Annotated in this window: 31 protein-coding genes and 1 pseudogene; 14 read left to right on the top strand and 18 right to left on the bottom strand. The window is 66.7% G+C overall.

Annotated elements, in window-relative coordinates:
- Positions 1 to 52 precede the first annotated feature (52 nt).
- The gene (locus ACQEVG_RS04565) at positions 53 to 1,147 is read right to left on the bottom strand and encodes an ROK family transcriptional regulator (protein WP_432977358.1); all 1,095 of its coding nucleotides are present in this window, start codon (positions 1,145 to 1,147) and stop codon (positions 53 to 55) included.
- Positions 1,148 to 1,242: 95 nt separating this feature from the next.
- Here ACQEVG_RS04565 and ACQEVG_RS04560 point away from each other — a divergent pair, with 95 nt between their 5' ends.
- Together ACQEVG_RS04560 and ACQEVG_RS04555 are read left to right on the top strand one after the other, a co-directional pair.
- The gene (locus ACQEVG_RS04560) at positions 1,243 to 2,340 is read left to right on the top strand and encodes a Gfo/Idh/MocA family oxidoreductase (RefSeq protein ID WP_432985061.1); all 1,098 of its coding nucleotides are present in this window, start codon (positions 1,243 to 1,245) and stop codon (positions 2,338 to 2,340) included.
- The gene (locus ACQEVG_RS04555) at positions 2,337 to 2,813 is read left to right on the top strand and encodes a heme-degrading domain-containing protein (RefSeq protein WP_432977355.1); all 477 of its coding nucleotides are present in this window, start codon (positions 2,337 to 2,339) and stop codon (positions 2,811 to 2,813) included. Before ACQEVG_RS04560 ends, ACQEVG_RS04555 begins: the two co-directional genes overlap by 4 nt.
- A gap of 149 nt (positions 2,814 to 2,962) precedes the next feature.
- Here the strand turns inward: ACQEVG_RS04555 and ACQEVG_RS04550 are convergent, their stop codons facing one another.
- The 4 genes from ACQEVG_RS04550 to ACQEVG_RS04535 all read right to left on the bottom strand — a co-directional run bounded on the left by ACQEVG_RS04550 (position 2,963) and on the right by ACQEVG_RS04535 (position 5,935).
- A complete protein-coding gene (locus ACQEVG_RS04550) occupies positions 2,963 to 3,823 on the bottom strand; it encodes a fumarylacetoacetate hydrolase family protein (RefSeq protein WP_432977352.1) in 861 nt (286 codons plus the stop codon).
- A 125-nt stretch (positions 3,824 to 3,948) separates the two neighbouring features.
- Complete coding sequence (locus tag ACQEVG_RS04545) at positions 3,949 to 4,686, bottom strand: YidC/Oxa1 family membrane protein insertase (protein WP_432977349.1); 738 nt, start codon at positions 4,684 to 4,686, stop codon at positions 3,949 to 3,951.
- A gap of 91 nt (positions 4,687 to 4,777) precedes the next feature.
- A complete protein-coding gene (locus ACQEVG_RS04540; RefSeq protein WP_360872601.1) occupies positions 4,778 to 5,098 on the bottom strand; it encodes a DUF6412 domain-containing protein in 321 nt (106 codons plus the stop codon).
- Between the two features lie 42 nt (positions 5,099 to 5,140).
- Positions 5,141 to 5,935 carry a class E sortase gene (locus tag ACQEVG_RS04535; protein ID WP_432977345.1) on the bottom strand — a complete coding sequence of 265 codons (795 nt, stop codon included), beginning with the start codon at positions 5,933 to 5,935 and terminating at the stop codon, positions 5,141 to 5,143.
- A 105-nt stretch (positions 5,936 to 6,040) separates the two neighbouring features.
- On the opposite strand from ACQEVG_RS04535, the gene ACQEVG_RS04530 reads away from it, so the two are divergent.
- Together ACQEVG_RS04530 and ACQEVG_RS04525 are read left to right on the top strand one after the other, a co-directional pair.
- Positions 6,041 to 7,060 carry an SEC-C metal-binding domain-containing protein gene (locus tag ACQEVG_RS04530; protein ID WP_432977342.1) on the top strand — a complete coding sequence of 340 codons (1,020 nt, stop codon included), beginning with the start codon at positions 6,041 to 6,043 and terminating at the stop codon, positions 7,058 to 7,060.
- Between the two features lie 69 nt (positions 7,061 to 7,129).
- A complete protein-coding gene (locus ACQEVG_RS04525; RefSeq protein WP_432977339.1) occupies positions 7,130 to 7,606 on the top strand; it encodes a very short patch repair endonuclease in 477 nt (158 codons plus the stop codon).
- Here the strand turns inward: ACQEVG_RS04525 and ACQEVG_RS04520 are convergent.
- From ACQEVG_RS04520 to ACQEVG_RS04505, 4 genes are all read right to left on the bottom strand, one after another.
- Positions 7,523 to 8,866, bottom strand: coding sequence for a DNA cytosine methyltransferase (locus tag ACQEVG_RS04520; RefSeq protein ID WP_432977336.1), 1,344 nt, complete (start codon positions 8,864 to 8,866; stop codon positions 7,523 to 7,525). The genes ACQEVG_RS04525 and ACQEVG_RS04520 overlap by 84 nt on opposite strands.
- Positions 8,867 to 9,002: 136 nt before the next feature.
- Positions 9,003 to 10,820 (bottom strand): DEAD/DEAH box helicase, encoded by a 1,818-nt coding sequence (locus ACQEVG_RS04515; protein ID WP_432985058.1) that lies wholly within the window; start codon positions 10,818 to 10,820, stop codon positions 9,003 to 9,005.
- Positions 10,821 to 10,822: 2 nt separating this feature from the next.
- Entirely contained in the window at positions 10,823 to 12,277 is a 1,455-nt protein-coding gene (locus tag ACQEVG_RS04510; protein WP_432977333.1) for a ParB N-terminal domain-containing protein, read from the bottom strand.
- Between the two features lie 5 nt (positions 12,278 to 12,282).
- Entirely contained in the window at positions 12,283 to 12,972 is a 690-nt protein-coding gene (locus ACQEVG_RS04505; RefSeq protein ID WP_432977330.1) for a hypothetical protein, read from the bottom strand.
- 268 nt (positions 12,973 to 13,240) lie between these two features.
- Between ACQEVG_RS04505 and ACQEVG_RS04500 the strand changes: the two genes are divergently transcribed.
- Complete coding sequence (locus ACQEVG_RS04500; protein WP_432977323.1) at positions 13,241 to 14,020, top strand: hypothetical protein; 780 nt, start codon at positions 13,241 to 13,243, stop codon at positions 14,018 to 14,020.
- 115 nt (positions 14,021 to 14,135) lie between these two features.
- On the opposite strand, the gene ACQEVG_RS04495 is transcribed toward ACQEVG_RS04500, so the two are convergent.
- A complete protein-coding gene (locus ACQEVG_RS04495; protein WP_432977320.1) occupies positions 14,136 to 14,777 on the bottom strand; it encodes an ATP-binding protein in 642 nt (213 codons plus the stop codon).
- Positions 14,778 to 14,998: 221 nt separating this feature from the next.
- On the opposite strand from ACQEVG_RS04495, the gene ACQEVG_RS04490 reads away from it, so the two are divergent.
- The 3 genes from ACQEVG_RS04490 to ACQEVG_RS04480 are packed head-to-tail and all read left to right on the top strand — an operon-like array spanning position 14,999 to position 16,286.
- Entirely contained in the window at positions 14,999 to 15,844 is an 846-nt protein-coding gene (locus ACQEVG_RS04490; RefSeq protein WP_432977317.1) for a helix-turn-helix domain-containing protein, read from the top strand.
- Entirely contained in the window at positions 15,844 to 16,053 is a 210-nt protein-coding gene (locus ACQEVG_RS04485; RefSeq protein WP_432977314.1) for a DUF397 domain-containing protein, read from the top strand. The genes ACQEVG_RS04490 and ACQEVG_RS04485 overlap by 1 nt, the downstream gene beginning before the upstream one ends.
- Positions 16,054 to 16,097: 44 nt before the next feature.
- Positions 16,098 to 16,286 carry a DUF397 domain-containing protein gene (locus ACQEVG_RS04480; RefSeq protein WP_432977311.1) on the top strand — a complete coding sequence of 63 codons (189 nt, stop codon included), beginning with the start codon at positions 16,098 to 16,100 and terminating at the stop codon, positions 16,284 to 16,286.
- Here ACQEVG_RS04480 and ACQEVG_RS04475 read toward each other — a convergent pair.
- The 7 genes and pseudogenes from ACQEVG_RS04475 to ACQEVG_RS04445 form a co-directional block, all read right to left on the bottom strand.
- Positions 16,283 to 16,507 (bottom strand): hypothetical protein, encoded by a 225-nt coding sequence (locus tag ACQEVG_RS04475; protein WP_432977308.1) that lies wholly within the window; start codon positions 16,505 to 16,507, stop codon positions 16,283 to 16,285. The two genes, ACQEVG_RS04480 and ACQEVG_RS04475, sit on opposite strands and share 4 nt — an antisense overlap.
- A 505-nt stretch (positions 16,508 to 17,012) precedes the next feature.
- Positions 17,013 to 17,183, bottom strand: coding sequence for a hypothetical protein (locus ACQEVG_RS04470; RefSeq protein WP_432977305.1), 171 nt, complete (start codon positions 17,181 to 17,183; stop codon positions 17,013 to 17,015).
- Positions 17,184 to 17,702, bottom strand: a complete 519-nt coding sequence (locus ACQEVG_RS04465) for a DUF6879 family protein (RefSeq protein WP_432977302.1) — start codon at positions 17,700 to 17,702, stop codon at positions 17,184 to 17,186.
- 172 nt (positions 17,703 to 17,874) lie between these two features.
- A pseudogene (locus tag ACQEVG_RS04460) lies at positions 17,875 to 18,406 on the bottom strand (DUF6879 family protein).
- Between the two features lie 195 nt (positions 18,407 to 18,601).
- Positions 18,602 to 19,453 carry a helix-turn-helix domain-containing protein gene (locus tag ACQEVG_RS04455; protein WP_432977299.1) on the bottom strand — a complete coding sequence of 284 codons (852 nt, stop codon included), beginning with the start codon at positions 19,451 to 19,453 and terminating at the stop codon, positions 18,602 to 18,604.
- A 25-nt stretch (positions 19,454 to 19,478) separates the two neighbouring features.
- The gene (locus ACQEVG_RS04450; RefSeq protein WP_432977296.1) at positions 19,479 to 20,006 is read right to left on the bottom strand and encodes a DUF6879 family protein; all 528 of its coding nucleotides are present in this window, start codon (positions 20,004 to 20,006) and stop codon (positions 19,479 to 19,481) included.
- The gene (locus ACQEVG_RS04445) at positions 19,978 to 20,238 is read right to left on the bottom strand and encodes a hypothetical protein (protein WP_432977293.1); all 261 of its coding nucleotides are present in this window, start codon (positions 20,236 to 20,238) and stop codon (positions 19,978 to 19,980) included. The genes ACQEVG_RS04450 and ACQEVG_RS04445 overlap by 29 nt, the downstream gene beginning before the upstream one ends.
- A gap of 318 nt (positions 20,239 to 20,556) precedes the next feature.
- Between ACQEVG_RS04445 and ACQEVG_RS04440 the strand changes: the two genes are divergently transcribed.
- The 6 genes from ACQEVG_RS04440 (at position 20,557) to ACQEVG_RS04415 (ending at position 23,950) form a co-directional block, all read left to right on the top strand.
- A complete protein-coding gene (locus ACQEVG_RS04440) occupies positions 20,557 to 20,781 on the top strand; it encodes a hypothetical protein (RefSeq protein WP_432977290.1) in 225 nt (74 codons plus the stop codon).
- A gap of 142 nt (positions 20,782 to 20,923) precedes the next feature.
- Positions 20,924 to 21,361 carry a glycine-rich domain-containing protein gene (locus tag ACQEVG_RS04435; protein WP_432977287.1) on the top strand — a complete coding sequence of 146 codons (438 nt, stop codon included), beginning with the start codon at positions 20,924 to 20,926 and terminating at the stop codon, positions 21,359 to 21,361.
- 65 nt (positions 21,362 to 21,426) lie between these two features.
- On the top strand, positions 21,427 to 21,804 hold the full coding sequence (locus tag ACQEVG_RS04430; protein ID WP_432977284.1) for a hypothetical protein: 378 nt from the start codon (positions 21,427 to 21,429) through the stop codon (positions 21,802 to 21,804).
- Positions 21,805 to 21,899: 95 nt separating this feature from the next.
- Positions 21,900 to 22,373 carry an HIT family protein gene (locus ACQEVG_RS04425; protein ID WP_432977281.1) on the top strand — a complete coding sequence of 158 codons (474 nt, stop codon included), beginning with the start codon at positions 21,900 to 21,902 and terminating at the stop codon, positions 22,371 to 22,373.
- A 204-nt stretch (positions 22,374 to 22,577) separates the two neighbouring features.
- Complete coding sequence (locus tag ACQEVG_RS04420; protein ID WP_432977278.1) at positions 22,578 to 22,877, top strand: hypothetical protein; 300 nt, start codon at positions 22,578 to 22,580, stop codon at positions 22,875 to 22,877.
- A 296-nt stretch (positions 22,878 to 23,173) separates the two neighbouring features.
- Positions 23,174 to 23,950, top strand: a complete 777-nt coding sequence (locus ACQEVG_RS04415; protein ID WP_432977275.1) for an excalibur calcium-binding domain-containing protein — start codon at positions 23,174 to 23,176, stop codon at positions 23,948 to 23,950.
- 234 nt (positions 23,951 to 24,184) lie between these two features.
- Here the strand turns inward: ACQEVG_RS04415 and ACQEVG_RS04410 are convergent, their stop codons facing one another.
- Positions 24,185 to 24,676: a COG4315 family predicted lipoprotein gene (locus ACQEVG_RS04410; protein WP_432977272.1), complete on the bottom strand. Its 492-nt coding sequence runs from the start codon at positions 24,674 to 24,676 to the stop codon at positions 24,185 to 24,187.
- Positions 24,677 to 24,780: the final 104 nt, after the last annotated feature.

The raw sequence follows: 24,780 nt of genomic DNA, 5'->3' as shown, positions 1-24,780 counted from the left end.
GTTCTCGAGAAGCTGCCACGCGCGCGCGGCCGTACGCGGCGCCACGCCCGTCCTACTCCCGATCAGCCACGGAACTCCGCCCTATCAGCGTATTTTCAGTGCGCCCGAACAGGGGCGCGAGGACAAGTTGCGCCGCGCCCTCGGCGACGAGGTTCGCCGCGCCGTCGGCGAGATCGACGGGGATGCGGACCCGCTCGCCGACTCCGCGTACGAAGGGTTCGGCGTCCGCGGCGACGACCCGTCCGCCGAGCAGCACCCGGTCGATGTCGAGCAACTCGACGAGATTCGCGGCGCCGATGCCGAGTACGCGGGCGGCACGGTCCATCTCGCCACGGCCGACTGCCGCGAGACAGATCGCCTCGATACAGCCCCGCCTGCCGCAGCTGCACTCGGGCCCGTCGAGCTGAATAACCTGGTGCCCGAACTCACCGGCGCCGGTGCGGGCGCCTCGGTAGAGCACCCCACCGAGCACAAGCCCGGCGCCGAGCCCCGTCCCGAGATGGAGATACGCGAACGAGTCCCCGCTGCCGCGCAGGGCGAGCCCGAGGGCGGCGGCATTGGTGTCCTTGTCGAGCGCGACGGGCAGCCCGAGCCGCGCGGCGAGCGCGTCCCGGAGGGGATATCCGTCCCACTCGGGAAACCCGGTGACGCGATGCGTGACGCCGGAGGAGTGATCGAGGGGCCCGGGCATGGCGACACCGACACCGAGTACGCGCAGGTCACCTGCCGGGAGCGCCTCCAGTTCGGCGGCGACCATCGCGACCACCGCTGCCGCCCCCGCCCCGAGGTCCAGCGGAGCAACCCGGATGCCCACCACCGCCCCCGCCAGGTCCACCAGCATCACCGTCAGCTCGTCCCGGTCCAGGTGCAGCCCCACCGCATGCCCCGCCGACGGCACCAGTCGCAGCGCCGTGCCCGGACGGCCGCCGGTCGAGGCGCGGCGGCCCGCGTCCGCCACCAGGCCCTCCTCCCGCAGCCGCGCCGTGATCTTGCTGACCGCCTGTGGAGTCAGCCCGGTGCGCCCGGCCAGCTCGAGCCGGCTGATGCCGTCCTCCCCCGCCGTACGCAGCAGATCCAGCACCAGCGCAGCGTTGTGGCTGCGCAGAGCCGCGGGATTCGCCCCGGTCACCCTCGTCGCCCTGGTCACCCGGCTCCTCCCCTTCGCCCCGCCATTGCTTCCCTTCACACGCCCATTCTCCCCTTCGCTTGCACTTTGGCAACACCGTTGCTTAAGTGGAGAGCATGACTGGCACCGGCATCCCCCTCCGCGTCGGACTCGTCGGCTACGGCCTCGCGGGCTCCGTCTTCCACGCCCCGCTGATCGCCGCCACCCAGGGCCTCGTCCTCGACACGGTCGTCACCTCGAACCCGGAGCGGCAGGAGCAGGCCCGCGCCGAGTTCCCCGACGTACGCATCGCGGCCACGCCCGACGAGCTCTGGCCCCGCGCCGACGAGCTCGATCTCATCGTGATCGCCTCCCCCAACAAGACTCATGTCCCGATCGCCACCGCCGCACTCAAGGCAGGCCTCCCGGTCGTCGTGGACAAGCCGATCGCGGGCACGGCGGCCGAGGCGCGCGAGCTCGCGGCCCTCGCCGAGGAGCGCGGACTGCTCCTCTCGGTCTTCCAGAACCGCCGCTGGGACAACGACTTCCTCACCGTCCGCCGGCTCATCGCGGACGGCGAGCTCGGCGACGTACTGCGCTTCGAGTCCCGCTTCGAGCGGTGGCGGCCGCAGCTCAAGGGCGGCTGGCGCGAGTCGGGCGACCCGCAGGAGATCGGGGGTCTGCTGTTCGACCTGGGCAGCCATGTCGTCGACCAGGCGCTGGCCCTGTTCGGCCCGGCCGTGCAGGTCTACGCCGAGTCGGACGTACGCCGCCCGGGCGCCGAGGCCGACGACGACACCTTCTTCGCGCTCACCCACGCGAACGGCGTCCGCTCGCACCTGTACGTCAGCGCCGTCACCGCACAACTCGGCCCGCGCTTCCGGGTACTGGGCACCAGCGCCGGATATGTGAAGCACGGACTCGACCCGCAGGAAGCCGCCCTGCGCGACGGCAAGCGCCCGTCCCCCGACAGGACCGACCGGACCGGCGAGAGGTGGGGCACCGAGCCCGAGTCGCTGTGGGGCCGGATCGGCGCCGGGGAGTCCCCGCCGACCGGCGGCGGCCGCCCGGTCGAGACGGTGCCGGGCGACTACCCGGCGTACTACGAGGCGATCGCCGCGGCCCTGCGCGGCAACGGCGAGAACCCGGTCACCGCCCACGAGGCCGCGGCCACGCTCGAAGTCCTGGAGGCGGCCCGCCGGTCCGCCCGCGAGGGAATCACGGTGACGCTGTGAGCGCCCCGGCCGGCCCCGAGATCGCCGAACTCGAAGCGCAGGAAGCCCGTCTGACGCTGCGCCGGTTCACGCACGACGACGCGTGGGCGCTGGGCAGCCTGCTCGTCGAGATGGCCCGCCTGCGCGAGGCTCCCGTCGCGATCGGCATCCACCGCGGGCCGCAGCAGCTCTTCCACTGCGCGCTGCCGGGTTCGAGCGCGGACAACGACGCCTGGATCGACCTCAAGCGCCGGGTCGTCGAGCGCTACGGCGAGAGCTCGCTCCTTGTCGGCAGCCGCTTCCGGGCCAAGGGCAGGACGTTCGAGACGGACTCCCGTCTCGACCCGGACACCTACGCGGCCCACGGCGGCTCGTTCCCGATCAGGATCAAGGCGGTGGGCGTCGTCGGCACCATCACGGTCTCGGGCCTCCCTCAGCTCGACGACCACGCGATGGTGGTCGAGGCGCTGGAAAGGTTCACTGCAGATCGCTGAGCAGGTCCGTCACCCGCCGTAGGGTTCCGACGGGAAGCCATTGGAATCCCAATGTGTGACCCCAAGAGATGAAGGGTGCGTCCCACTGGTCAGGGGGCGGGCCGCACCACTTCACCTACGCACGGCGTACAACGCGCGTCACCGTGGCGCTACGCGTCCTTGAGCTCCTGGCGCTGTCGGCCGAGCCCGTCGACCTCCAGCTCCACCACATCCCCGGCCCGCAGGAACGGCTTCGGCTCGGGCCGGCCCAGCGCCACCCCCGCCGGCGTCCCCGTGTTGATCACATCACCGGGGTACAGCGTCATGAACTGGCTGACGTACCGCACGACTTCGGCCACCGGGAAGATCTGGTCCGCCGTCGTGCCGTTCTGCTTGAGCTCGCCGTTCACCCACAGCTTCAGGCTCAGCGCCTGCGGGTCCGGCACCTCGTCCGCCGTCACCAGCCACGGGCCCAGCGGGTTGAAGGTCTCGCAGTTCTTGCCCTTGTCCCAGGTGCCGCCGCGCTCGATCTGGAACTCCCGCTCCGAGACGTCGTGCGAGACCGCGTACCCCGCGACATACGTCAGCGGATCCTCGTCGTCCGCCACATAGCGGGCCGTACGCCCGATGACCACCGCGAGCTCGACCTCCCAGTCGGTCTTGCGGCTGCGGCGCGGCACCAGCACGGTGTCGTACGGCCCGACCACCGTGTCGGCCGCCTTGAAAAAGACGACCGGCTCGGCCGGCGTATCCGCGCCGGTCTCGGCCGCGTGGTCGTGGTAGTTCAGCCCGATGCACACGACCTTGCCGATACGGGCGAGCGGCGGCCCGGTCCGCAGACCGTCGGCCTCCAGCACGGGCAGCTCGCCGGCGTCCGCCGCGGCCCGTATCCGGGCCAGGGCGGCGGCGTCGGCGAGCAGCTCCCCGTCGATGTCCGCGACAAGGCCGGACAGGTCGCGCAGCGTCGTCCCGTCCTGGTCGAGCAGGGCGGGTCGCTCGGCGCCCGCCGTGCCGACACGCAGCAGCTTCATGGTCTGTCTCCCCTGGTCGAGTGCGAGCCCGGTCGATGGGTAGCGGCCATCGGGAGGTTCGGAGGATTGGCTGATCCTCCAAGACATGGGACCACTCTGCAAGACCCCGTTCACAACCTGGACCGTTACGCGGCAGTAGTGAGCGCTCCCGCGGTCGGCATGTCCCGATACAGGAACGCGCGCTCGACGGCCGTCCAGGTGGTGCTGGTGACGACGTAGAGCGCGGCGGCGAGCGGCACCACGGCCACGGTGAAGAGCGTGGCGAAGGAGAGCAGCGGCATGATCTTCGTCATCGCTCCCATCCCGGGCGTGCCCGCCTGGGGCAGCGGCGCGGCCGCCATCTGCCGCTTCGTACGCCGGTAGTTGAACGTAGCCACGGCCACGACAACCGCGAAGAGCACCGCGTACACCGTCCCCGCCCCGCCGAAGACCCCGCCGTGCGCGAGGGCGTCGGTCCAGCGGTCGCCGAGCGGCGCGGCGAAGAGGGTGTGCGTGAGCAGACCGTTCGGCTCGCCACCGATCCGCGAGCTGGAGAAGAGGTGGTACATCAGAAAGAACGCCGGCAGCTGCAGCAGACTCGGCAGGCAGCCGGACAGCGGCGAGACCTGCTCCTTCGCATGCAGCTCCAGAAGCGCCTTCTGCATGCGCTCGGGGTTCTTGGCGTGCTTCGTGCGCAGCTCGGCGATCTGCGGCGAGAGCCTGGCCTTGGCCTTCTGGCCGCGGGCGGCGGCCCGTGAGAGGGGGTGGACGGCGAGCCGTACGAGTGCGGTGAAGACGACGATCGCGGCGGCGGTGGCTGACGTGTGGAACAGCGGCTGAAGGAGGTCGGCGAGATGCGCGACCAGGCTGGCGAAGATCGACATGGGTGAGCCCTCCGGGGGTCTCGTCGTGCCGGAATGAGGACATGGCGGCATGACGACCCGCGAGGGGTGTGTACGAGAAGTGCGGTTTCCCCTACGCGGCCGTCAGGAGGGCACGGCCGGGCGCTCGGGGCCTGGTCCGCCCCTTCGCATCGGGATCGCGCTGCGGCAGGAACGCGGTGCGCTGCTCACGGTCGCGGATGGCGGTGCGGACCCGGGTGCGCGGCACGGCGGGCGCGCAACGCGCGCTGATGACGGCGCAGAAGACGAGCGCCGACCCGGCCGCGGCGGTGGCTGTCGCGGCGAGCGCGAGGGCGGCGGAGAGGCTGCCGCCGTCGATGATCAGGACTTCGACGAGAAGAAGGAACAGAAGCGCGGCGGGACGCAGCAGCTGCATCGGCCTCAGCCTGTCCATGCCCGCCTCCTCTCCTCACGTCGCCGTTCGACTCAGCAGAGCTTAGCGCGGCCGCATGGAGCTGAGCTTGCCCCATACGACAAGGCGGTACTTCGAGCTGAACTCGGGCGTGCAGGTCGTGAGGGTGAGGTAGTGGCCGGGCTCGCTGTACCCGGCGGAGGGCTTGACGAGGCTGCGCGGTACGGGCGCGATCACCCCCGTATCACGGGGAGAGGTCTGCGCCGGCGAGGCGTCGATCACGTACAGGTACACCCCCTCCCTCGTCTCCACCCGCACCTCGTCCCCGCCCCGCAGCCGGTTGATGTGGCGGAAGGGCTCGCCGTGGGTGTTGCGATGCCCGGCGACGGCGAAGTTCCCGGCCTCGCCGGGCTGCGCGGTCCCGGGGTAGTGGCCGACGTAGCCCTTGTCGAGGACCCCCCTCTTCCCGATCCCCTGCGCGACGGGTGCGACGACGCCGAGGCGGGGGACCCGGAGGATGGCGTAGGCCTGGTCCCAGCGGGGAGCGGAGTTCTGCGCGGCGGACCGGTCGCGGCTCTCGCCAGTCGCGGTGCCGCCCACAGTCGGCTCGGTCTCGGCCGGCTCGGTCTCGGCCCCGGACTCCACCGGGCCGGGCAACCTGGCAGCAGGCACTCCCCACTCCCGCTCCATGGCCTGCACCTTGTGCTCGGCCCCCTCCCGGGCCTGCCGGTTGGTCCACCACAGCTGGTGTACGACGAGGAGCAGCACTACGACGCCGAGGGTGACGGCGATCTCGGCCGCGGCCCACAGCCCATGAGCGAGCCCGGCCCGCCTCCGCGAGCTGCGCCCCTGCACCACGACCCGTATCCCCTGCCGCACGGACGCAAGATAGGGGCTGACCGCCCAACTCACCAGGCACAGGCAACGTACTCAAGAGATCAGGCTCACCCCGCCGAACCGCCGTACAGCAGTACGGTGTCCCCCATGCGCCCCGACACGCCTGCCGATCACCACGCCGAAGCCGAGCGCCTGCTGCGTACCGCTGCGCAGTACCCCGAGGACCACGAGCCGCTGCTCCTCCAAGCCGCGGCCCACCTGGAACTGGCGGGCGACCGCGAACGCGCCTCCACCCTCTACGACCGCCTCCTCTCGGCCGCCCCCGATCACCCCCTGTTGATCAAGGCCCTCCAGGCGGCGAACCTCTGGGAGTACGGCCACGAGGCAGAGGCCCGCGCCCTGATCAACGGCATCCGCACGGCGGCCCCGGCGGACCCCCTGCCGTGGGAGATCATCGCCGAGACGCTGGAGTCCCACGACGAGCTCGAGGCGTCCCACGACTGCTTCACCACGGCCCTGACCCTGCTCCTCCCGGGGGACGAGGACGAGGTCCCGTACGCCACCCGGTCCCTCCTCACGGGCCGCCACCGCGTCCGCCGCCTCCTGGGCCTGCCCCACGACGACCGGGACGCCCTGGCCGACATGGTCCACGCCTCCCACACGACGGACGTCACCCTGGACGAACTCCACGACCCGAAGCGCCTGTGGGCCCTCGGCTCGGACAACCCGGCAGAACTCCAGGCCGAAATCGCCCGCCTGCGCTCCGAACTGGGCTCGTTCCGCTCGGCGTTGTCGCGCCCGTTCCCGGTGGCGGTCCTCCACTGGCCGGAGCCCGAACTGAACGAACTCCTGGCGGCCTACCCGGAGTTGGAATCGGAATACCCGACCCACAGGGCCCACCTGACGGACCTCGAGGCATCGCTGCGGGACCTGTCCTCCACGGGCACGGAGAATCTGGGCATCGTGACGGGGACGGTTCCGTCGTACGAGGCCTTCGCAGCCTCCGAGCAGTCATCGCCGGCGAACGCGGACCTGCTGCCGCAGTACGCAACGACGCTGGCGGCGAGGGGGCGGGCGGTGGCATGGCCGCCGGCGAAGGGGGCGCCTTGCTGGTGCGGGTCGGGGGCGGCGTACAGGGATTGTCACGGCGGGTCGGAGCACGCCTGAGCCCCCGACTGAGGTGACGCTGGCCACGCCGTGCCGTGGCCACGCATGACCACGGCTAACCTCGAATGCATGCCAGAGAACGCCGAGTGGACGGCTCCAGACGGGTCTTGGGCGTCGTCTGCCGCGCGCCGTCGCAATATGCAGGCAATCCGGAGCCGAGACACAAAGCCCGAGCAAGTTATCCGCAGCCTGGTCCATGCGCAGGGACTGCGCTATCGCGTCTGCACGAGGCCACTCCCCGAGCTCCGGCGGACAGCAGATCTAGTATTTCGCCCCACGAAAGTGGCGGTATTTATTGATGGGTGCTACTGGCACGGATGCCCGGAGCACTATGTATCCCCGAAAACTAACCCTGGATATTGGTCCGACAAAGTCCTGCGCAATACAAAGCGAGACCGCGACACCGATAAGAAACTTACGGACGCCGGTTGGCTTGTGCTCCGCTTTTGGGAGCACGAGCCATCAACCTCCTGCGCGGACAAGATCGCCGCTACGGTTATCTCCCGAAGAGCTGCCCTCAAGAATCTCCGACTCGAAGATCACTAGCTCGGAGGGGCCTTCCACGGATCCAGCAACATACCCCTCTTCCAGCACATATTCGTTCAGGAGGTCGGCCCGCCTTTCCGGCCTTAGCACGGCAGCAATGGCTCGCCCAACAGCTTCAGCAACAGGCGGAGGGAACGCGTTGCCGACCTGGCGGTACTGTGCCGTCTTGCCGCCTCTGAACTTCCATTTCCGATCGAATCCCTGAACGATGGCGGCCTGCTCTACGGTGAGCATGGGACCCGCCGGGCGGAACAGATCCCGTTCCGGGTCGCACTGGTCCTCATCATTGGCCACACCGTTTGCGTCGACGCCCATCAAGGCCCAGGCACGCTTCGCGCGACTCGGCCCAAGATCAGCACCCCCATGCTTCCTGGAGCCGCCCACCAGCGTTGGCGCCACGCCCTCGGCGGCCCCACCCTTTGCAGTCAAGGCTTTCTCATGCCACGTATCGAATACGTCTTTTCCGGTCCGCTCTCCATCACGAGCCGGCTTACCATTCTTATTCAGCAACCAATATTTCTTGCAGCGATTGCGCATGGATGATTCAAGTTCATCAACCACAGCTGCAACACCACCTTGCCCCGCAGTCGGCCATGCGAATTCGGAAGCATTGGTCACGTCTTCATGAATTGCAACGAGAATTGCCCGGGGGCGCAGCTGCGGGACACCGAACTGCTTTGCATCCACACGACGCCACACACGCCTCATCTCTGAATTCTTCCTCTCCGTCGACCAGTCAACCTCGATCGACGGAACCCGATAACCCAGGCGGCGAAGTTCATTCACAATATGCCGCCGATACTCGATAAAGACTTGCGGAGGCTCAAGAATACCCCGCACATTCTCGATCATTATGGCCCTAGGCCTGAGCTCTTCAACGATTCTCAGCATGTCCGGGAAGAGGTCACGCTCATCATCGGGGCCGAGCTGCTTCCCCGCCAGCGAAAACGGCGGGCACGGTACACCACCGGCCAGCAGGTCGATTCGCCGACCGCTAGCCTGAATTTCTTTGCATTCCGGAGAGTCGAGGAAATCCCTTACGTCGCCTGGCTTGAGCGCCTCAACCTTCTCCTCGCTCCACCCCGGCCAAGACCTAACGTTCTCCTTGAGGGTCTCGACAGCGTGCCGGTCCCACTCCACAAGGGCCAGATGATCAAACCCGGCATTGTGAAGTCCAAGAGCCTGCCCACCTGCCCCAGCACAGATCTCCACCGAGATGAGCGGCTCGTCGAACTGCGGTCGCTTCCGCCGGGCGGCCATCTGAGACTCCTCGTGGTGTGGCACAAAATAGCTGCACAAGTCTCGCAGAGAGCGCAGCCGATCACACACGAGTCTCGCAGCATGCCGGCGAGCCGTCCGCTGCGGGGTACGCGCGGACGGCAGTGCCACAAGTTTTCTACTGGCTTCGCCCCATGTGCCGCAGCAGGGCCTCTATGTCACCGGGAGCTAGACCGGCAGCAACGGACGGCTCTTCCTCTAGGCCTGACAGCTGCTGCACAGAGGGGTCATCAAGGATCTTGCCCATGAACTCCAGTTTCTGATCCAGCCGCGCCTCAACCACCTCGTCGATCGTGTCGCGGACAGCGAGCACGGTGACGCGAGTCTCGGTGTCCGGGTCAAGTCCTAGCCGGTGGATACGGTCAAGGCTCTGGAGAAAGCGCCCAGCGACGAAGTCGCGGTCGACATACACAGCGTCGTGACAGACCTGGTGCAGGCTGATCCCCTCACCGAGAGTCGCAGGGTTGGAGAGCAGCACCATGCATGCCGGATCCTCCCGAAAACGCCGAAGCTGCTCATCTCTGTCTCCAGTCCCGCCGTACACAACTGCCGGGGCGTACTTCTCCAGGAGTTGCTCAAGAGTCGTCAGGCTGCGGACAAACGTCGTCCACACAAGGGTCTTCCGACCCAGCCGGGCGTTCTCAGCGACGATGGCGGCAGCCTCCTTGTACTTCGGTGACAGTTCATAGTCAGGGAGGTTCTGCATGAGCGCGTAGAGCGAGTGTCCTTCCGGAATCTCAAGCGGCGGCAGCTGGTACGCCAAGGGCTCGTACCGGCTCCCCCCCTGCATCAGCAGCGCCGGGCTGGTAGCGGCCATGAGAAGGCGCAGCGCCGTCTTGCCCAGTGAGCTGAGGTCATCTCGCGTAGCGCGTGTGTCAGGGTCACCCACTAGAGACCCATAGATGTCGGCATGCAGAGGTGGCATATCCACATACCGCATCCGGAGTTCCATCGGAGGAAGACCCAGTTCCAGCTTGGTCGTCCGAGTAAAAAGCGGTTTGAGAGCGACGCTGGCGTAGGCCAAGTCCCCGCCGGCCACTGCGCGAGTGACCGACCGCTGGCCATGGCCTGGCCAGACGAAGCCCAAGAGATTCTCAAGGTCCTTCGAACCATTGGGGGCAGGGGTACCAGTGAGGATCAGCCGCCGCTGAGCCAATGGGCCAAGGGCCATACAGGCGGCACCATAAGTGCCCCGGGCCCCGAGCTTCATCCGATGCGCCTCATCGAGAATGATCATCGACGGCTCGGTCTTGAGCCATGCCGCAAGTGTGGAGAGAGAGCGGTCCAGCCGTTCGTAGTTGACAATGAGGACCTCCGCCCATTCGTCCAGCGATCCATCGAGCACATGCGGACGCAGCCTGTGGCGGAAACAGACGGCCGTCTCGTACTGCCACGACTCGTAGGCCGACTTCGGGCACACAACAAGCAGTCGCTTGACGTGTCCCATCGTCTTCTGTGCCGCGTATACACCAAGAGCCGAGCGGGTCTTGCCAGCTCCAGGAACGCTGAAGTTCGCACCATGCTGGAGTGAGAGCAGCTTGGCTATGTCTCGCCGCTGGAACTCACCAAGGTCCGCGATCCACTCGTCTCCGAGCAAGTGAGGCACATCGTCCGCCAGGACCTCGCTCGTGTGGTCCGGAGTGCTAAGCCTCTTCTCGACAGTCGCGGCGTCGTGGAGGTTGCCTAGGATCAGGCTCCTCAGGTCAGAGGCCCACTCCACGCCCGCGGGATCAGACCAGCCCGCGACCTCGCCCACGCTGGCCAGCAGGTCATCGAGATCAACGGAGGCGGTCAAGGGGCCGAGCTGGCCCCCCGTGCGGAAGCGGCCGACCAGCTGAACGAGCTCCCCCCGGTAGCTCTCAGTGGTCCTGAGGATGACTTTCGTGCGCGTCTCATCAAACCCGAGGGTCAGCGAGACATCGGCTGTTGTACCGATGGTCACGACCTGCCCTCCGCGACGGCCTCAACAAGCCAGGACACACCGTCGCCGGGCTCCCCCGGGATCCGCTTCGCCTGTTGAGCCAGCTTGCTCAAGCTCTCCCGCAGCTGCAGCACAGCGTCGTCAAAGGCCTCTTCGTCCAGACTCCGTGCCGTCCGCGCCTGGACGAGCTCGACTACGCACTGGTCGATGTCGGCGCAGGCATCCGCGAGCCGAGCAGGAGCGAGCTGCTTGCGCTTGCGTACCCGTGCGTCCCGGCCGGCGTCATCAATCGCTTTGTCGAACGCTTCCTTTGCGTCCTCGAACAGCGATCGAGCCGCTGCTTTCTGACCATCAGGTACATCGGTCGCAGAAGAGCCAGCAACGGCCTTCGCCCGCAGAATCTGGTCATTGAGTGCCCGGGCCGCGGCGACACGGGAGGTGGTTCCCGGCACTGCGATGCCGAGACCAGGCACCATAACGGCTTCCGGCGCAGGGTCGTCGTTGCGCCCCGCCTCGCTGAGACTCGCCGGAAGGCTCCTGGCCAGGTAGTCCGCTTTCGCGAAGTGCTCGTCAATATGCCGAACATCCGTCTTCGCGAAATCGAGCAACATGGCGGCGAGCCGCCATTCCTTGATGACCTCGGCCTCATCGGGCTCGACCGTGGACAGCTTCTTGTAGAGTCGCTCAAGCTCCTTGAGCTTCTCCTGATCGTCCTCAAAGTCGACCAACCGCAAGGCGGCAGAGCCGCTCCTGCTCCGCTCGATCAGCTCCCGGATCGTACTGAGGATCCACCGCTCCTGATGGTAGGTCTTCGTCTGGACCCTGAACTCCTTGGCGATCAGTTCAGGAGTCCGGCCCAACGCTGCCTGCTCCTCCATGGCAAGCAAGCGGTTGATGTATGAGTAGTCGCGGCGGTGGTCCTTGCGCAGCTGGAGCGAAAGCTCGACGGCGTTGATGTCCGCCCAAGTGAAGGACGCCGGCAGCACGCCCACCCGCATCGACTGAACACCGCTCTCCCGGAGTGCAGCAGCCCTGGTGTTGCCATTGACGAGCACGCCGTGATGCGTAACCAACCCCGGATCGTTCTGGCCGAACTGCTCCAGACTCTCCTTGAGCTTGTCAAAAGCGGTGTCACGCAGGTTCGGGTTGGCCGGCTCAGCCTGAAGCAAGTACCCGAGATAATCCTGGCTCTCTGCGCTCCACGGATCGCGGTCCAGTACCTGATCCTTCTGCGGATCGTGGCTGCGCTGGGCCCGGATGCGATGGGTGCCGGGGTTGAAGTAGAGGCTTTCGAGCGGGAGATCGATGACCTCCACGTGGATGGCCTGACCGTTCCAGTCAACGGTGACGGTCTCCCTAGTACCGCCCGAGTTCTTCACCTCCTCCAACCTCTTCCTGATGAGCTCACTGAACTGGTCTGCACGCGGCGGCGGCTGAAATTCTCGAAACACGTTGTCCCCGATCCCCTTCACTCTGCTTACTTGTCCTCTCCAGCCACTGCCTGCCGGACAGCCGTCCGGGACGTGACCGGCAGCGTCCGGTAGACGCCCCACAGCTTCTCCAGCGTCCCCCGCGTGCGCTGGTCTGCGTCGATCCAGGTCGCCAAAACCTCCTTCTCCAGGGCAGAGAGACCCGCCACCTTGCCGAGTAGTTCGCCCAGGTCGACCTCGCGCTCTCCAACCGCCCCGCACCGCTTGCATTCAGTGACCATTTGGTGGTCGACGGTGCCGTCGGCGAGTACGATCTTGCGGCGAGCGACATTTAGCTGCGACAGGACGTTACTGTCGTCTTCGTACGGCTCACCCGCTCCGATGCCGCAAGTGCGACAGAGGTAGCTGTCGTTCTGCCAGACCTTGGCGCGCTGGGCAGGGCTCAGGCTGTTCTTATGTCTGGCTACCTTCGCCTGGCCGGGGATCCAGACCTCGGCACCCTTGGTCACATACCGCTGCTCTTCCTGTTTAAGAGCAGGGTCATCGCGGCTCGTGTCGATCCGCCAGCCGTGATCCCTAAGATCCCGCAGTCGCCGGTCGATCTGTGCGACCTCGGGGAATGCCTTGCGCAACTCGGCCTTGGTGAAGGTGTTGCCCTCCCCCACCTCGGACTCCAGCCACAGGGCTGCGCGGATCTTGGTACCGAACTTTCCGTTCTGCCAATGGGGCAGGGTCATGCTTGTTCTCCGATCCTTCAGCCAGCCATGACAACGCGAACATCCACCCGAGCTGCGTCGTGAGTGAGGCAGGATGTGCCGTATGCCGTTTCCCAGTTGTGCGTACTCAGAGTCGCCCTAAGTGAGTCAATTGATGACGCACGACCGAACTGAAGTCCAGCGGAACCGCATGTTGCGCTCAAAGACGTCGACACCTAGGTGCCGCTCCGATTCTGGAAGCGCCTGGCTGCTCCACAACTACTTAGCTGACGAAGGAAGAGGGAACGGAATGGACGCTGGGCAAGTCGGTACCAAGATCAGCCCCGACCTCCCCCCTGGGAGGGATCAGCTCGCCCGTACCCTCAAAGCGCTGTACAAGCGAATCGGTCCACCTTCGCTGGCCGCGGCTGCTCGCCTGTTCCACCAGCAGGGTTACAAGACAAGCCGTGACGCCATATCGCGTTACGTGAACGGCAGGAGAGTCCCGCCCCTCAGCTTCGTGACGCTCATGCATGAGATGGCGGTGACAAGCGCGGGTTCTGAAGCGGCCGTTGGCATAACGAAGGATGAGGTGGTCAGGGCGCACGAGGCTGCCGAGCCGACACTGTGCAGGAGGTGTCCAAGGCTGCGAGGCGACAACAACGCGCTCCGCGAGGAGAACCGTCAGCTGAAGAAGAGCGAAGCCGGCCTTTCAGAAGCGTTGGCCAAGGCTCGGCGGCGAGCAGCATCGCTGCCGGTCCCCCATCACAACAGGGACCGGCAGCGACAGACGAGCGATGTTGCGGGCGCGACGAGAATCGCTCACGTGGCCGCGAAGCTCCGAGACGAGGGAAGAGCTGCCGCAGCTGTGGCCGTGCTGGTCGACACCGTAGGCACCTTGACACCCTTGGAAGGAGCCGCGTCCTTGGCAGTCCTGCGGGCTCAGCAGCAGGCTCAACTCGCAGACACCTTGGTGCACATGTACGGACGTGAGCACTCGGAGAAAGATGTCATCCAAGTCGCGCTTGAGCTCTACGAGCACGGGATGGCGGACGACGCTGTCGCGGTTCTACGCTCGGCCGCCCGGTGATCAGAATCCGAAACCGGGGATAGAGCGTGGACTGAGCCTGAGCCCTGCGTTGCGCGCACCACGAGGCATCCATGCCGGCAAGCATTCGACCACCCGTATGCCCCATTGCCTCACATCAGGCAGCATCTGCCTCATCTGCCTCGAAGTGCATCTGAGCTCGGTCCAAGATCGCGTCTGGGTCGCCTCCCTGGTCAACCAGACAGTGGAGTAGGTCGGTAATAAGGTCAATCACCGACTCCTGAAGGACTGGAAGTCGACTGAGGCTCGCCAGGTCGGGGCCACCGGTCATCTGCCGGTAGCCATCCAGCACAGCTGACGCACGCCGAATACGGTGGCATTGCCCGCCAGGTCCGACGGCAAGTTCACACCAGACCGCCTTACCCGTGGCCGTAAGGATGGTGCCCCAGTCTGCAGCAAGTGCTGCCAGCAGGCGGAGTCCGCGGCCAGACTCATCGCCGCACTCCGGCGCCATCACCGTCGGCACGGCTTCGCTCTTGTCATGGAGTTCCAGGCGGAGGCTGACATCGCCGGGTTCCATGACGAGGGTCGCCGCCGCTCCTGCACCCACATGCTTGATCACGTTGGTCGCGAGCTCCGTAACGGCGAGTTGCACCTCGTCGGCAAGGGCTTTGAATCCCCAGTGAGTGAGCTGCTCTCGCACCGCTCTTCTGAGTACGTGGAGCTCAGCCGGCTCCGCCTCGAAGGGCAGAACGCAGCGGAGCCGGGATCGGTTGGTGGTGACTTCGTTGCCGCACATGGCCGCACTCCCTCCTGCGCCACATCAGCGCTGCGCCTGCCGTGTCCGTACGGCTGCGCTGCGTAGCGATAGGAGTGGAGTATGACACTGAGAAGTCTCGCCATGTAACTTCTCGCGAGAACCGATCGAGTGAATCTGGTGGTTCATCAACTGCACGACTGCATAGCCTTGTTGGTGTTTCGCCAGAGCGCTGGCGCCTACGTAACGGGAAGGTCTCTACCATGTCCGCGAGGGCCACAACCCGGCGCCGCCAGCTCGGTGTGACGATGCGCAAGCTGCGTGCCCGAAAGGGCATGACCTTGGAGGAGGCCGGCCGACTCGTCGGGGTCTCCAAGGCGACGGTGAGCCGGTACGAGACACAGGAAGGGCCCGTGAAGTGGCCGATCGTGGACGCTCTCTGCCGTGAATACGGAGCGAGTGAGGCTGAGCGGAAGGCCGTTGTCGCGCTCGCCAAGGACGCGAAACAGCAGGGGTGGTGGAGCTCCTTCGCCGACTCGATCCCCGAGACTATGAACCTTCTGCTCACCCTCGAAGACGAGGCCGTGCGTGAGGATCACTTCAACTGTCTCTACGTTCCGGGACTACTGCAGACCCGCCGCTACACAGAAGCAGTCCAGCATGCCTCCGAGATGCGGCTGCCTCCCGACGCGATCGAGCGCCTCGTCGACATCCGGATGAAGCGCCAGCAGATCCTCACCCGCCCCAAGCCTCTGCACCTCTGGGCGATCCTCGACGAGTCGGTGATCCGGCGCATGGTCGGCTCGCGCTCTGTGATGAAGGAGCAGCTCAGCCACCTGCTTGAGGCCAACGAGGCCCCGGACATCACGCTTCAGGTGCTGCCCTTCGCCAAAGGTGCACACTCGGCAGCGATGGGCAGCTTCGTGATCCTCGGGGGTGCTGAGCCCAGTCTGGATGTCGTCTACGTTGACATCCACCTCGGTTCGCTCTTCATGGAGAAGGAGGAGGAACTGGACCGATACCGACTTGCGTTCGACTACCTCCGCGCACAAGCGTTGGACATGGCTGGCTCATCAGCCATGATCGAGCGTGTCCGTGAGGAGATGTAATGCAGCGCTGCACCCCTGAGATACCGGCCGAGGCATGGTTCAAGTCCTCGTACAGCGGGGCCAACACCAGCGAGTGCCTCGAGGCAGCCGCCTTGGTCGGCGGTACGGCCGTACGGGACAGCAAGAATCCCCTTGGAGCCCAGATCGCATTCCCCGCCCATGCCTGGACCAATTTTGTTGCGGCGCTGCAGGAGGACCGTGTCAGCTGACCAACCGGTCGCGCATCCCGTACGGGAGTACATATGGAGGTGACGTGCACCAGCCTGAGTGGATCAAGTCCTCGTACAGCGGAGGAAGCGGTACCGAGTGCGTCGAGGTCGCCGCGTCCGACCAGGACGTGGCCGTGCGGGACTCCAAAGTGCCGTCAGGGCCGCAGCTTGCCCTGGGACAGTCCGCCTGGGTGGATTTCGTCGGAGCCCTTCGCGTTGGGCGGCTCGGCTAAGGGCGCCCGTGCGGGTCGTCGGGCGGGCTCTCGTGCTCGTCGTACGCAGCCTGGATCTCCGCAAGGTGGCCGGCTCCCAGCTGCGGTGTGAAGCCCTCCGGGAACAGCAGCATCGTGGGCTGAGGCCACATGTTCTCCAGCCCGTGGATGGCGCACTCCAACGCGACGAGATGCGGGCCGTCGCCGCATGCGCCGCGCAGGTAGTGCCGCCCGTGGGACATGCATGTGTACGAGAACGCCAAGCAGTCGTCAGCGGGACCGGGGGCGTAGAACGACGGGTCGCACACCATGACCGTGACAGGGTCTTGCGGGTGGAGGCGCGGGATGGGACGCGGGTCTTGCCATTGCAGTCGGGGAGGCAGCACACGCACATGCTGCCTGATCTTCACGTACAGGGTCCGGTACTCCTGGTACACCATTCGCCGAAGGCGGCTGCGGGAGAAGGACCACCGCACCTGGACTCCGGGCCGACGCTGCGCCGCCTCTCGCCTCGGCCGCGCGCGGCCGCAGTCACCTCAACCCCGTCATAGCGTGGCCCGACGCGCCTCAGCCCGAGACCGTGGCCGTGCGGCCCGTCCGGTTGCGGGCCCTGTTCCGCCGGATCGCGGAACTTGAGGGGCGCGTCAGCGAACTCGACGACCGCGTCGAGGTGATCACCAACTGTCACTCCCCGATGCCAAGCCGAAAACCTCGGTAGGAATCCTGCGGGCCTGTCACCGGGTGGGTTCAGCGCGGCAGCTTCGCCGTGCGCTCCGGGTAAGCGGCGGCGATGTAGTGCATGGCGGTCTTCTCCGTGATGCCGAACACCCGCATCAGCTTGAGGGGATCAGCGGTCTCGAACGCCTCGTTGAGGTCGGCTTCCTGCACGCTGGACATGGGGAAGTGGGGCGTGGCCACTTACTTGATTTCGTACTGGTCGTGCGGGATGGCGCGGTGCCAGATCTTCTCGAAAGCGGCGGAGTACATGTCCACCACTCCGGGGTCGTCCCGCAGCTCATCGTCCGACCAGTCTCCATCGCCGGAGAAATGGTGTACCCGGATCAGGCGATCGTCGAAGATCCAGAAATCATTTCCCGGCAGTAGCAGTTCCGTCGCTTCCCGGCGGGGCAGCCATTTCACCCGCTCGCCCGCGGTCACGTTGGAGTGGGTGACGTAGTGCTCCCAGCGGATGTATTCGGTCACCGGCTCGGAGACGACCCTCGCGCGGCGGACGCTCACCCCGCGTGTGACGGCGTCGGCGATCTGCTGGTGGAAGGGATGCCACCACGAGGCGCGGTCGTCCCAGTCGACACGGTGTCCCTGTCGCCATGCCTCGAAGCGAGGATTGCTGTAGTAGGTGTCGCGCATCTCCAGATGAACGGCCGACCTCTTGGCTCCAGCCAGTAGGTCAGCGAACGTTGGGACGTTCGACGGCATCATTGCCTCCCTCGGATGTCTTGGGGTGGTGCCATCCCACCGTGTGTACCAGCTCGACCGCCGTGAGACCGGCCTCCTCTCAGAGGTCGCGTATTTGCCACGCCACGTTCTTGCGGGCAGCCTCCGAGGACGACGAGGAGCTTGGCATGAGCTGGCATGTTCGTGCTTCCTGTCAGCGAATCTCGTACTGGTCGTGTGGTACGGCTCGGTCCCATACCGCCTCGAAGGAATCCAGGCACTGCTTGACGATGCCGGGCTCGGTGCACAGTTCGAGCGGCGGTGATGCCCAATCCCCTGCCCGGTGAAGTGGTTGAACAGCACCTTCGCTTCATCGAAGATCCACAGGTCGCAGCCGGGAAGCATCGGATCAACTGCCCGTCGGCGCGGCAGCCAGCGCACCTGCTCGCCGGCGTGCACGTTGACGTGAGTCCCCGCGTGCTCGTATCGGATGTAGTCAGTGACCGGCTCGGACACGATGCGCGCCCGTCGCACCGCGACACCGCGGCCCTGGCCCGGGAGATCAGGTCGACCCAGGGTGCCCAGTAGGCGGATCCGGGGTCTCCGTCTCGCCACCCGGTCTCTTGCTACCGGGTGAAGTCGTCGGCCTCGTCGCCGACTCCGTACACGTCGCGCATTTCCAAGTGGACAGCGGAGTGCTGCACGGCCTCCAGCAGGTCGTTAAAGCGCAGCTCGTTGTGCGCCATCACAGGCCTCCCTCGGCATGGGCACCAGGCGGCGGGGATACGGATCACCGACTCGTGGGCGGGAATCCTTTGTCGTGTCCCAGCGTCGTGTTCTTGACGCACCGGTCTTGTGTCGCGACTCGACCACCGACCGGCCGTCTGGGGGAATTCGTGGACGCCCCGCGCGAGGGACGCCTCGCTTAGGCGAGTCCAGGGTCAGTTCAGAGCGTCGATGGCCTTCACGATCAGCGCCCGTGCCGCCTTCCCGTACACGGCCATGCTCCGCAGCTCCTCGAACGCTTTCAGGTACAGGGCGATCTCACTCGGCTGTGTGATGTTCACCTGCGCCGAAAGCAGCTCCACCGACACGAGGGTGTCGTCGTATATGTGGAACGTCTCCTGTGGCCAGATCCTGCGCTGCCGGGTGACCATCGGGATCACGCCGAGGGACACAGACGGCAGAGCGCCCGCTGTGAGGAGGTAGCCCAGCTGCGCGGCCATCGCGTCCGCGGCGCCGAGTTGGTAGTGCAGAGCGGCTTCCTCAACCAGGAGAACGAAGCGGTGTCCCTGCTCATGAATGACGCGGGAGCGCTCGACTCTGGCAGCCGCCGCCTCGGCCCCGTCGTTGGGAATCTCGCGGAAGTCGGCGATTGTTCTCAGCAACGCGGCTGCGTAGCCCTCGGTCTGCAGGAGGCCGGGGACCAGCGTCGACGAGTAGACGCGGAACAGCTGGGTGTCGTGAAAGAACTCCACCCAGCTGTCCTGGAGTTGCTTTAGCCCGCTGCGCACCTGGTGGCGCCACTCGCTGTACATCGACTCTGCGTTGAGGGACTGGGCGATGAGGTCGTCCGCCTGCTCGGCGTCACCGCACGCACGGCACCACAGGTGTATGTCCTTGGCTGAGGGCGCGGTGCGGGCGTTCTCGATGCGGGACGTCTTCGCGTGGTGCCAGCCACATCGGTCGGCCAGCTCGGAAACCGTCAGCCCAGACGCCTTGCGCAAGTCACGCAACCGCCGCGCAACCGATTCGCGGGCAGCCTGCGCAGACGACGACGGGGAGACGGGCATGAGCTGGCCTATCCGGTTCTTCCTGCTAGTGGATCTCGTACTGGTCGTGTGGGATCGCGCGCGTCCACACGGCCTCGAAGGCCTCGGCACACAGCTTCGCGGCCGCCGGGTCGTCGCCGATCTCTCCGCCCATGGACGAGCCGTCGCCGGCGAAGTGGTTCCAGTGGATCCAGCGTTCGTCGAAGAGCCAGAAGTCATTGCCCGGGAGGGCAATGTCCGAGGCCTGGCGGCGTGGCAGCCACCTCACCTGTTCCCCGGCTGCGACGTTGGTGAAGGTGCCTGAGTGTTCGTAGCGGATGTACTCGCTCACCGGCTCGGACACGATGCGGGCACGACGCACGACGACACCACGGGACACCGTCTCGGACATGAGGTCGAGCCATGGCCGCCACCAGGACGCTCGGTCGGCCGGATCATGGCGAAACCCGTTCTTCCAGGCCGCGAACGGGCCCGCCTCGTAATCGACGGCGTAGGAGTCGCGCATCTCCAGGTGCACGGCGGAGCGCGTGCAGCCGTGGATCAGCTCATCGAATGTCGGAACGCTCGACGGCATCGCACGCCTCCCTGATCATGTGCACCATCCTGGCGGGGATCCGGATCACTGCCTCGTGGTCGGGGATACCTTTCGCATGCCTGGGGATTTCCGTGGCGGCGCACTCCGCCTCGAGCTCGAGGCTCGGCTTCCAGCCCTGGAAGATGAGTTCCTGCTTCTCCTCGTCGACCCACACGGTGGGACTTTGCTTGTCACCGGTGTTGGGGTCGATCCCGATGAACACTAACGCCACGTCAGCCTCCGTCTCTCAGATGTGCAGTTGTGTGCACCACCTTCGTCCGGTCGGGGCATCGGGTCAAAGGCGCGAAGTAGCTACTGTACGGCTCGGATGAGCGTGCATGCACACTTCTGCACACCACTGGAAGGTGGGTGTACGGGATCCCTACGGTCGGGACATCGCCGCTCAATGACTCGACGGGGGACGACCCGTGATGACGATCAAGGTGTACCGCGCGGAATCCCGCACAGGCAGACGGTTCCGCGCTCGCGCAACGGTGACAGTGCCCTCGGGCGACCCCGAGCGGCTCCCGGGTTCCCTCGTCTTCCCGCCGTGCGCCTGCCCCCGTTGCACGGCCGTCCGGTGACCGCGCCCACGGCAGACGCACGTGTGCTGCCCGCGGCCGGAGATCTGAGCTGGGAGCAGTACGCAGGACGCGCCTGCGTCTGGTGCGACCAGCCCCTCACGACCGGCGCACGCAGCGTCGGCACAGCGCGCGGCCGGATCGGCGTCCACGTCCTCGACATCGAGGTGTACGCGGGCCCGTGCTGCCCGTAGCCCCCCGCCTGATGAGCCCCGCCTCGGTCGACGACTTCGGGCTGGGAGCTCCGACCGAGGCGATAACGGGCCCTTGAGGGCCCCGACGTGCACGACGGCGTGAGGGAAGGCCTCGCGCCGAGGACACATCAAGGAGCGTTGCATGACTGCTCTCGCGACAGAACAGGTCATCGGCCGACAGCTCGTCGACGCCGAACTCTTCGAACGGCTCGTCACCTTCCTCGAATTCGAGGAGAACATGGACCGTTCTCAGGCCGAACGCGTGATGGACCAGGCCCTCGCCTTCATCGACATGGCCGGGCACCGCTCCGACGTACCGCTGCCGCCGTCACGAAAGGTCGACCCGGGCTGGCACGCCTTCATCCTGCACAGCCGGGAGTACGCGGAGTTCTGCCACCGCCGGTTCGGAACGTTCCTGCACCACAACCCGCTCAAGGGCCGACGTCCGCGCGACGGCATCGCCATCAAGCGCACGGTCCAGGCCATCGAGGTGATGGGCTACACCGTCGGCCACGACCTGTGGGGCACCGCGGCGGAGTGCAACCCGCCAGCCTGTTGCGGCGACGGCGACGGCTGCTGACCCAGTTCTCTCCGCGCGGCCGTCGGGAGGCGGCCGCGCACCTCCCCCGGAACGGAACTGCCGCTGTGGCCACGCTCCATGTCTCTGCTTGCAGTCGCGTCACGGTCTTCCCCCTCGAAGGGCTGACCGTCGCGTACACGACGCAGTCGAGCGACTCCCGGGGCCTGGGGGATGTCGCGGTGGTCGGAGTCGTCGCACCGGACAGCGCGACCGGCGATCACCTGTGGTGGCTGGCTGCGAGCATGTACAACAACCAGCCCACCGGCCAGGCACAGGCCCGGTGGATCCTCACGCAATGCACCCGAGCCCGTGTCGCCAAGGCCCCCAGCCATCGCGATCTGCCCGACGCCAAGTGGACTGCTGCCCTGACCCGTGAGTTTCGTCTCGACAGCCTCTTCGCCAATCACGACATCCTGCGCACCGGTCGTCTCGCCATCGAGTGACGGCTCGCCCCCCGGCTGTAGCCGACGAGGCCGAGGGTTGATGTTCCCGCTGCTTCGGGGAACGCTGGCCGCTTGCGATCCGAGGAGTGACAGCGTTGGCCGAGAGTCCGGGTACCGATCCGGCATGCATGGCTTGTGGGCTCATCGCCGGTACTGAGTTCTTGCCCGGTGGGGCGATCCTGCGGACCGGCACGTGGGTTGTTGAGCACTGCGTGGGGCCGCTGGGCCTTGGGACGCTGGTGGTCAAGCCGATCAGGCACGTGATCCATGTGGCCGACCTGACGGCAGAGGAATCCAGCGAGCTCGGCCCGCTGCTGCGGAAGGTCAGTTCTGCGGTCACTGCGACGATGGAGCCGGAGCAGGTCTACGTCTGTCTCTGGTCCCATGCGGGCGCGGTGCCGGGGCACATTCACTTCGTGGTGCAACCCGCGTGCAAGGACGATCTTGCGCGGTACGACGCTTACGGGCCTGCGCTGCAGATGGCCATGTTTGATGCCGGGCAGCTGCCGGATGGGGCGGCCGTGGCCGAGGTGTGTGCTCGCCTGCGGACGGTTCTTGCTGAGGGGTGAGGGCTGAGGCGTTCCGGACGAGTGGGCGGGCGCCGATACAGGTACGGCCCCGCGGAACGGCTGCCGTGCCCCGTGGGTCGTGACTCTCCGCCGGTCGCCCGAATGGCCGACCCCGAGCGCGTAGTCCGCCCGGGCCGCCTAGCGTCGCCGTAAGGAGCCCGCCGGCTACCCGCGCCGGCGACGAGACGGTTGAGAGGCGTTCCCATGGCGGTTGTCGAGTCGTTGCAGTGGGCCGGTGTCACCCCTGAGCAGTACGACGCTGTGCGCACCCGGGTTCGCTGGGAGGAGGAGGCTCCCGACGGGGCGGCCATGCATGCGGCCTGGTTCGAAAGCGATGGCCTTCATGTGATCGACATCTGGGATACCGACGAACAATTCCAGCGCTTCATCGCCGACAAGATCATGCCCGCGGTCCAGGCAGTCGGCATCGCGGGGCAGCCGCAGGTCAAGACCACCCCACTGCACCGGCGCTTCGTGGCCCCCGGCGTCACTGGCGCTGCCTGACGCTTCGCCTCCCGCCCCCTACCGCACCGCGATGGTGCTCGGGGCGCCGCGCTTCGAGGCCCGGCGGGGGTCGGAACCTGTCCTGAGGTCGAAGCCCTCGCCGACCCGATCTCACGCTCCGCACGCAGCCCGCCACGCTTTCATCACAACTAGGCATCGGTCCATCACAATTGACACCCGATCACCTAAGCGGAATGTCATGCTCCACTTATCGGATCGGACACATCAGCCTTGGGGGGCACATGTCAGTGAGAGATACGGAAAGGCGCTTTGCCTGGGCTGCCGGTGCCGTGGCGATGGCCCTGGGGGTCGTGGGATGTGGGGGCGGCAGCGAGAGCGCGAAGCCCGCCGCCACGACGTCCAGCCCCGCCGCGACGACGGCCGCACCCACACCTTCTGTCGAGCCGGCACTCGATCTCGTCGACGACCAGGAGAGCGCCGACGCCGGGAAGGCGATCGAGGTGAAGGTGCTGGGCAACGACAGCGTCACACTCAAGGACGGTACGAAGAGGAACGTCGAAGTCACCCTGGCCGCAGGTGAGTTCACCGTCGCCGTGGACAGCCCGCCGGTGCACGGCGCCGCGAAGGTCGACGGCGCCACCATCGTGTACACCTCCAGCCCGGGGTACGGGGGCGACGACGAGTTCACCTACCGCGTGGACGTGGCCGGGCAGCAGCTGACCGGGACCGCCGTCGTGCGGATCACCGTGGCCGAGCCGACGCCCACTCCCACGCCGAAGCCCACCAAGCCGAAGGTTTCGTACGCCAACTGCGATGCCGTACGGGCCGCCGGAGCCGCGCCCCTCAACGCGGGCGATCCCGGCTACGGGCCGCATCTCGACCGGGACGGAGACGGTGTCGGCTGCGAGACCTCGTCCGGTGGGGGCAGTGGGTCGACCGGCGGCGGGAGCGGTTCCGGCGGCGGCGGGTCGACCGGCGGCGGGGGCGGCGGGAGTACGTACTACGCCAACTGTGCTGCCGTACGCGCCGCCGGAGCCGCGCCCATTCACGCCGGGGAACCCGGCTACGGGCGGCACCTCGACCGCGACGGAGACGGCGTCGGCTGCGAGTGAGTGAACGAGTGACGGCCGAGCGGGCCAGTGATGAGTGAGTGAACCGCCGCATTCCCGGTAGCCGACGCCTCGGGGGGGGTTGAGGACGAGCGGCTACCGGGAATGGGCATCGCCGCGACGGCCGGGATGGGCCGGTGCCGTCGCAGGTCTATTGGAGAGTCCTGAATCAACGATGGAATGATGAATTCAGGATTGGTTGCCTGAGAAAGATGAAGAGACGGTTAAATTCTCGGATCAGACCGTCTTCTTGATGAGCTTTCCGTCCGCCGCGATCACGAACCACTCGCCGTCCAGGCCCTGCCCGTTCACGTCCCCCGGCGTCGCGTCGCCCACGTAGTAGTACAGCGGCCAGTCCCCGTACGTCGCCTGTTCCGCGCCCTCGCCGAGCTTCGTCTCCTTCAGCAGCGCGGCCTTCGCGCCCGTGCCCGCCTTCACGTCCTCCGCCGAGGTGAGCGCCGGCCACACCGCGATGCAGTCGGCGTCGCACTTGCTCGCACCGGGCTTGTCCTTGGTGAATCCGTACAGCGTACGGCCGGAATCGTCGACCAGGATGCGGCCGAGTGCCGAGTCGGCGACCTTGACGGAGGCGGACGCGGCGGGCTTCTGTGCGGGCTCGGCCGCGTCGTCCGAGTCGCCGTCCGACGAGCCCCCGCAGGCGGTCAGCGTGAGCAGTGCCAGCGCTGCGGTCGCAGCCGCGGCGAGCATGGTGGATCGGTTCCTGCGCATGGTGGTCCCCCGGTTTGTTTGTTTCTGGGTACACCCGGTTGTACGGCGGCAACTGACCGGCGGTTCAAACGAATTCCAGAATCTTTCGTTGAACGTGGCGAGCT

This window comes from Streptomyces sp. CA-135486 (assembly GCF_050936555.1).
Classification (GTDB): Bacteria; Actinomycetota; Actinomycetes; order Streptomycetales; family Streptomycetaceae; genus Streptomyces.
This window is presented reverse-complemented; position numbering and strand designations above follow the sequence as displayed.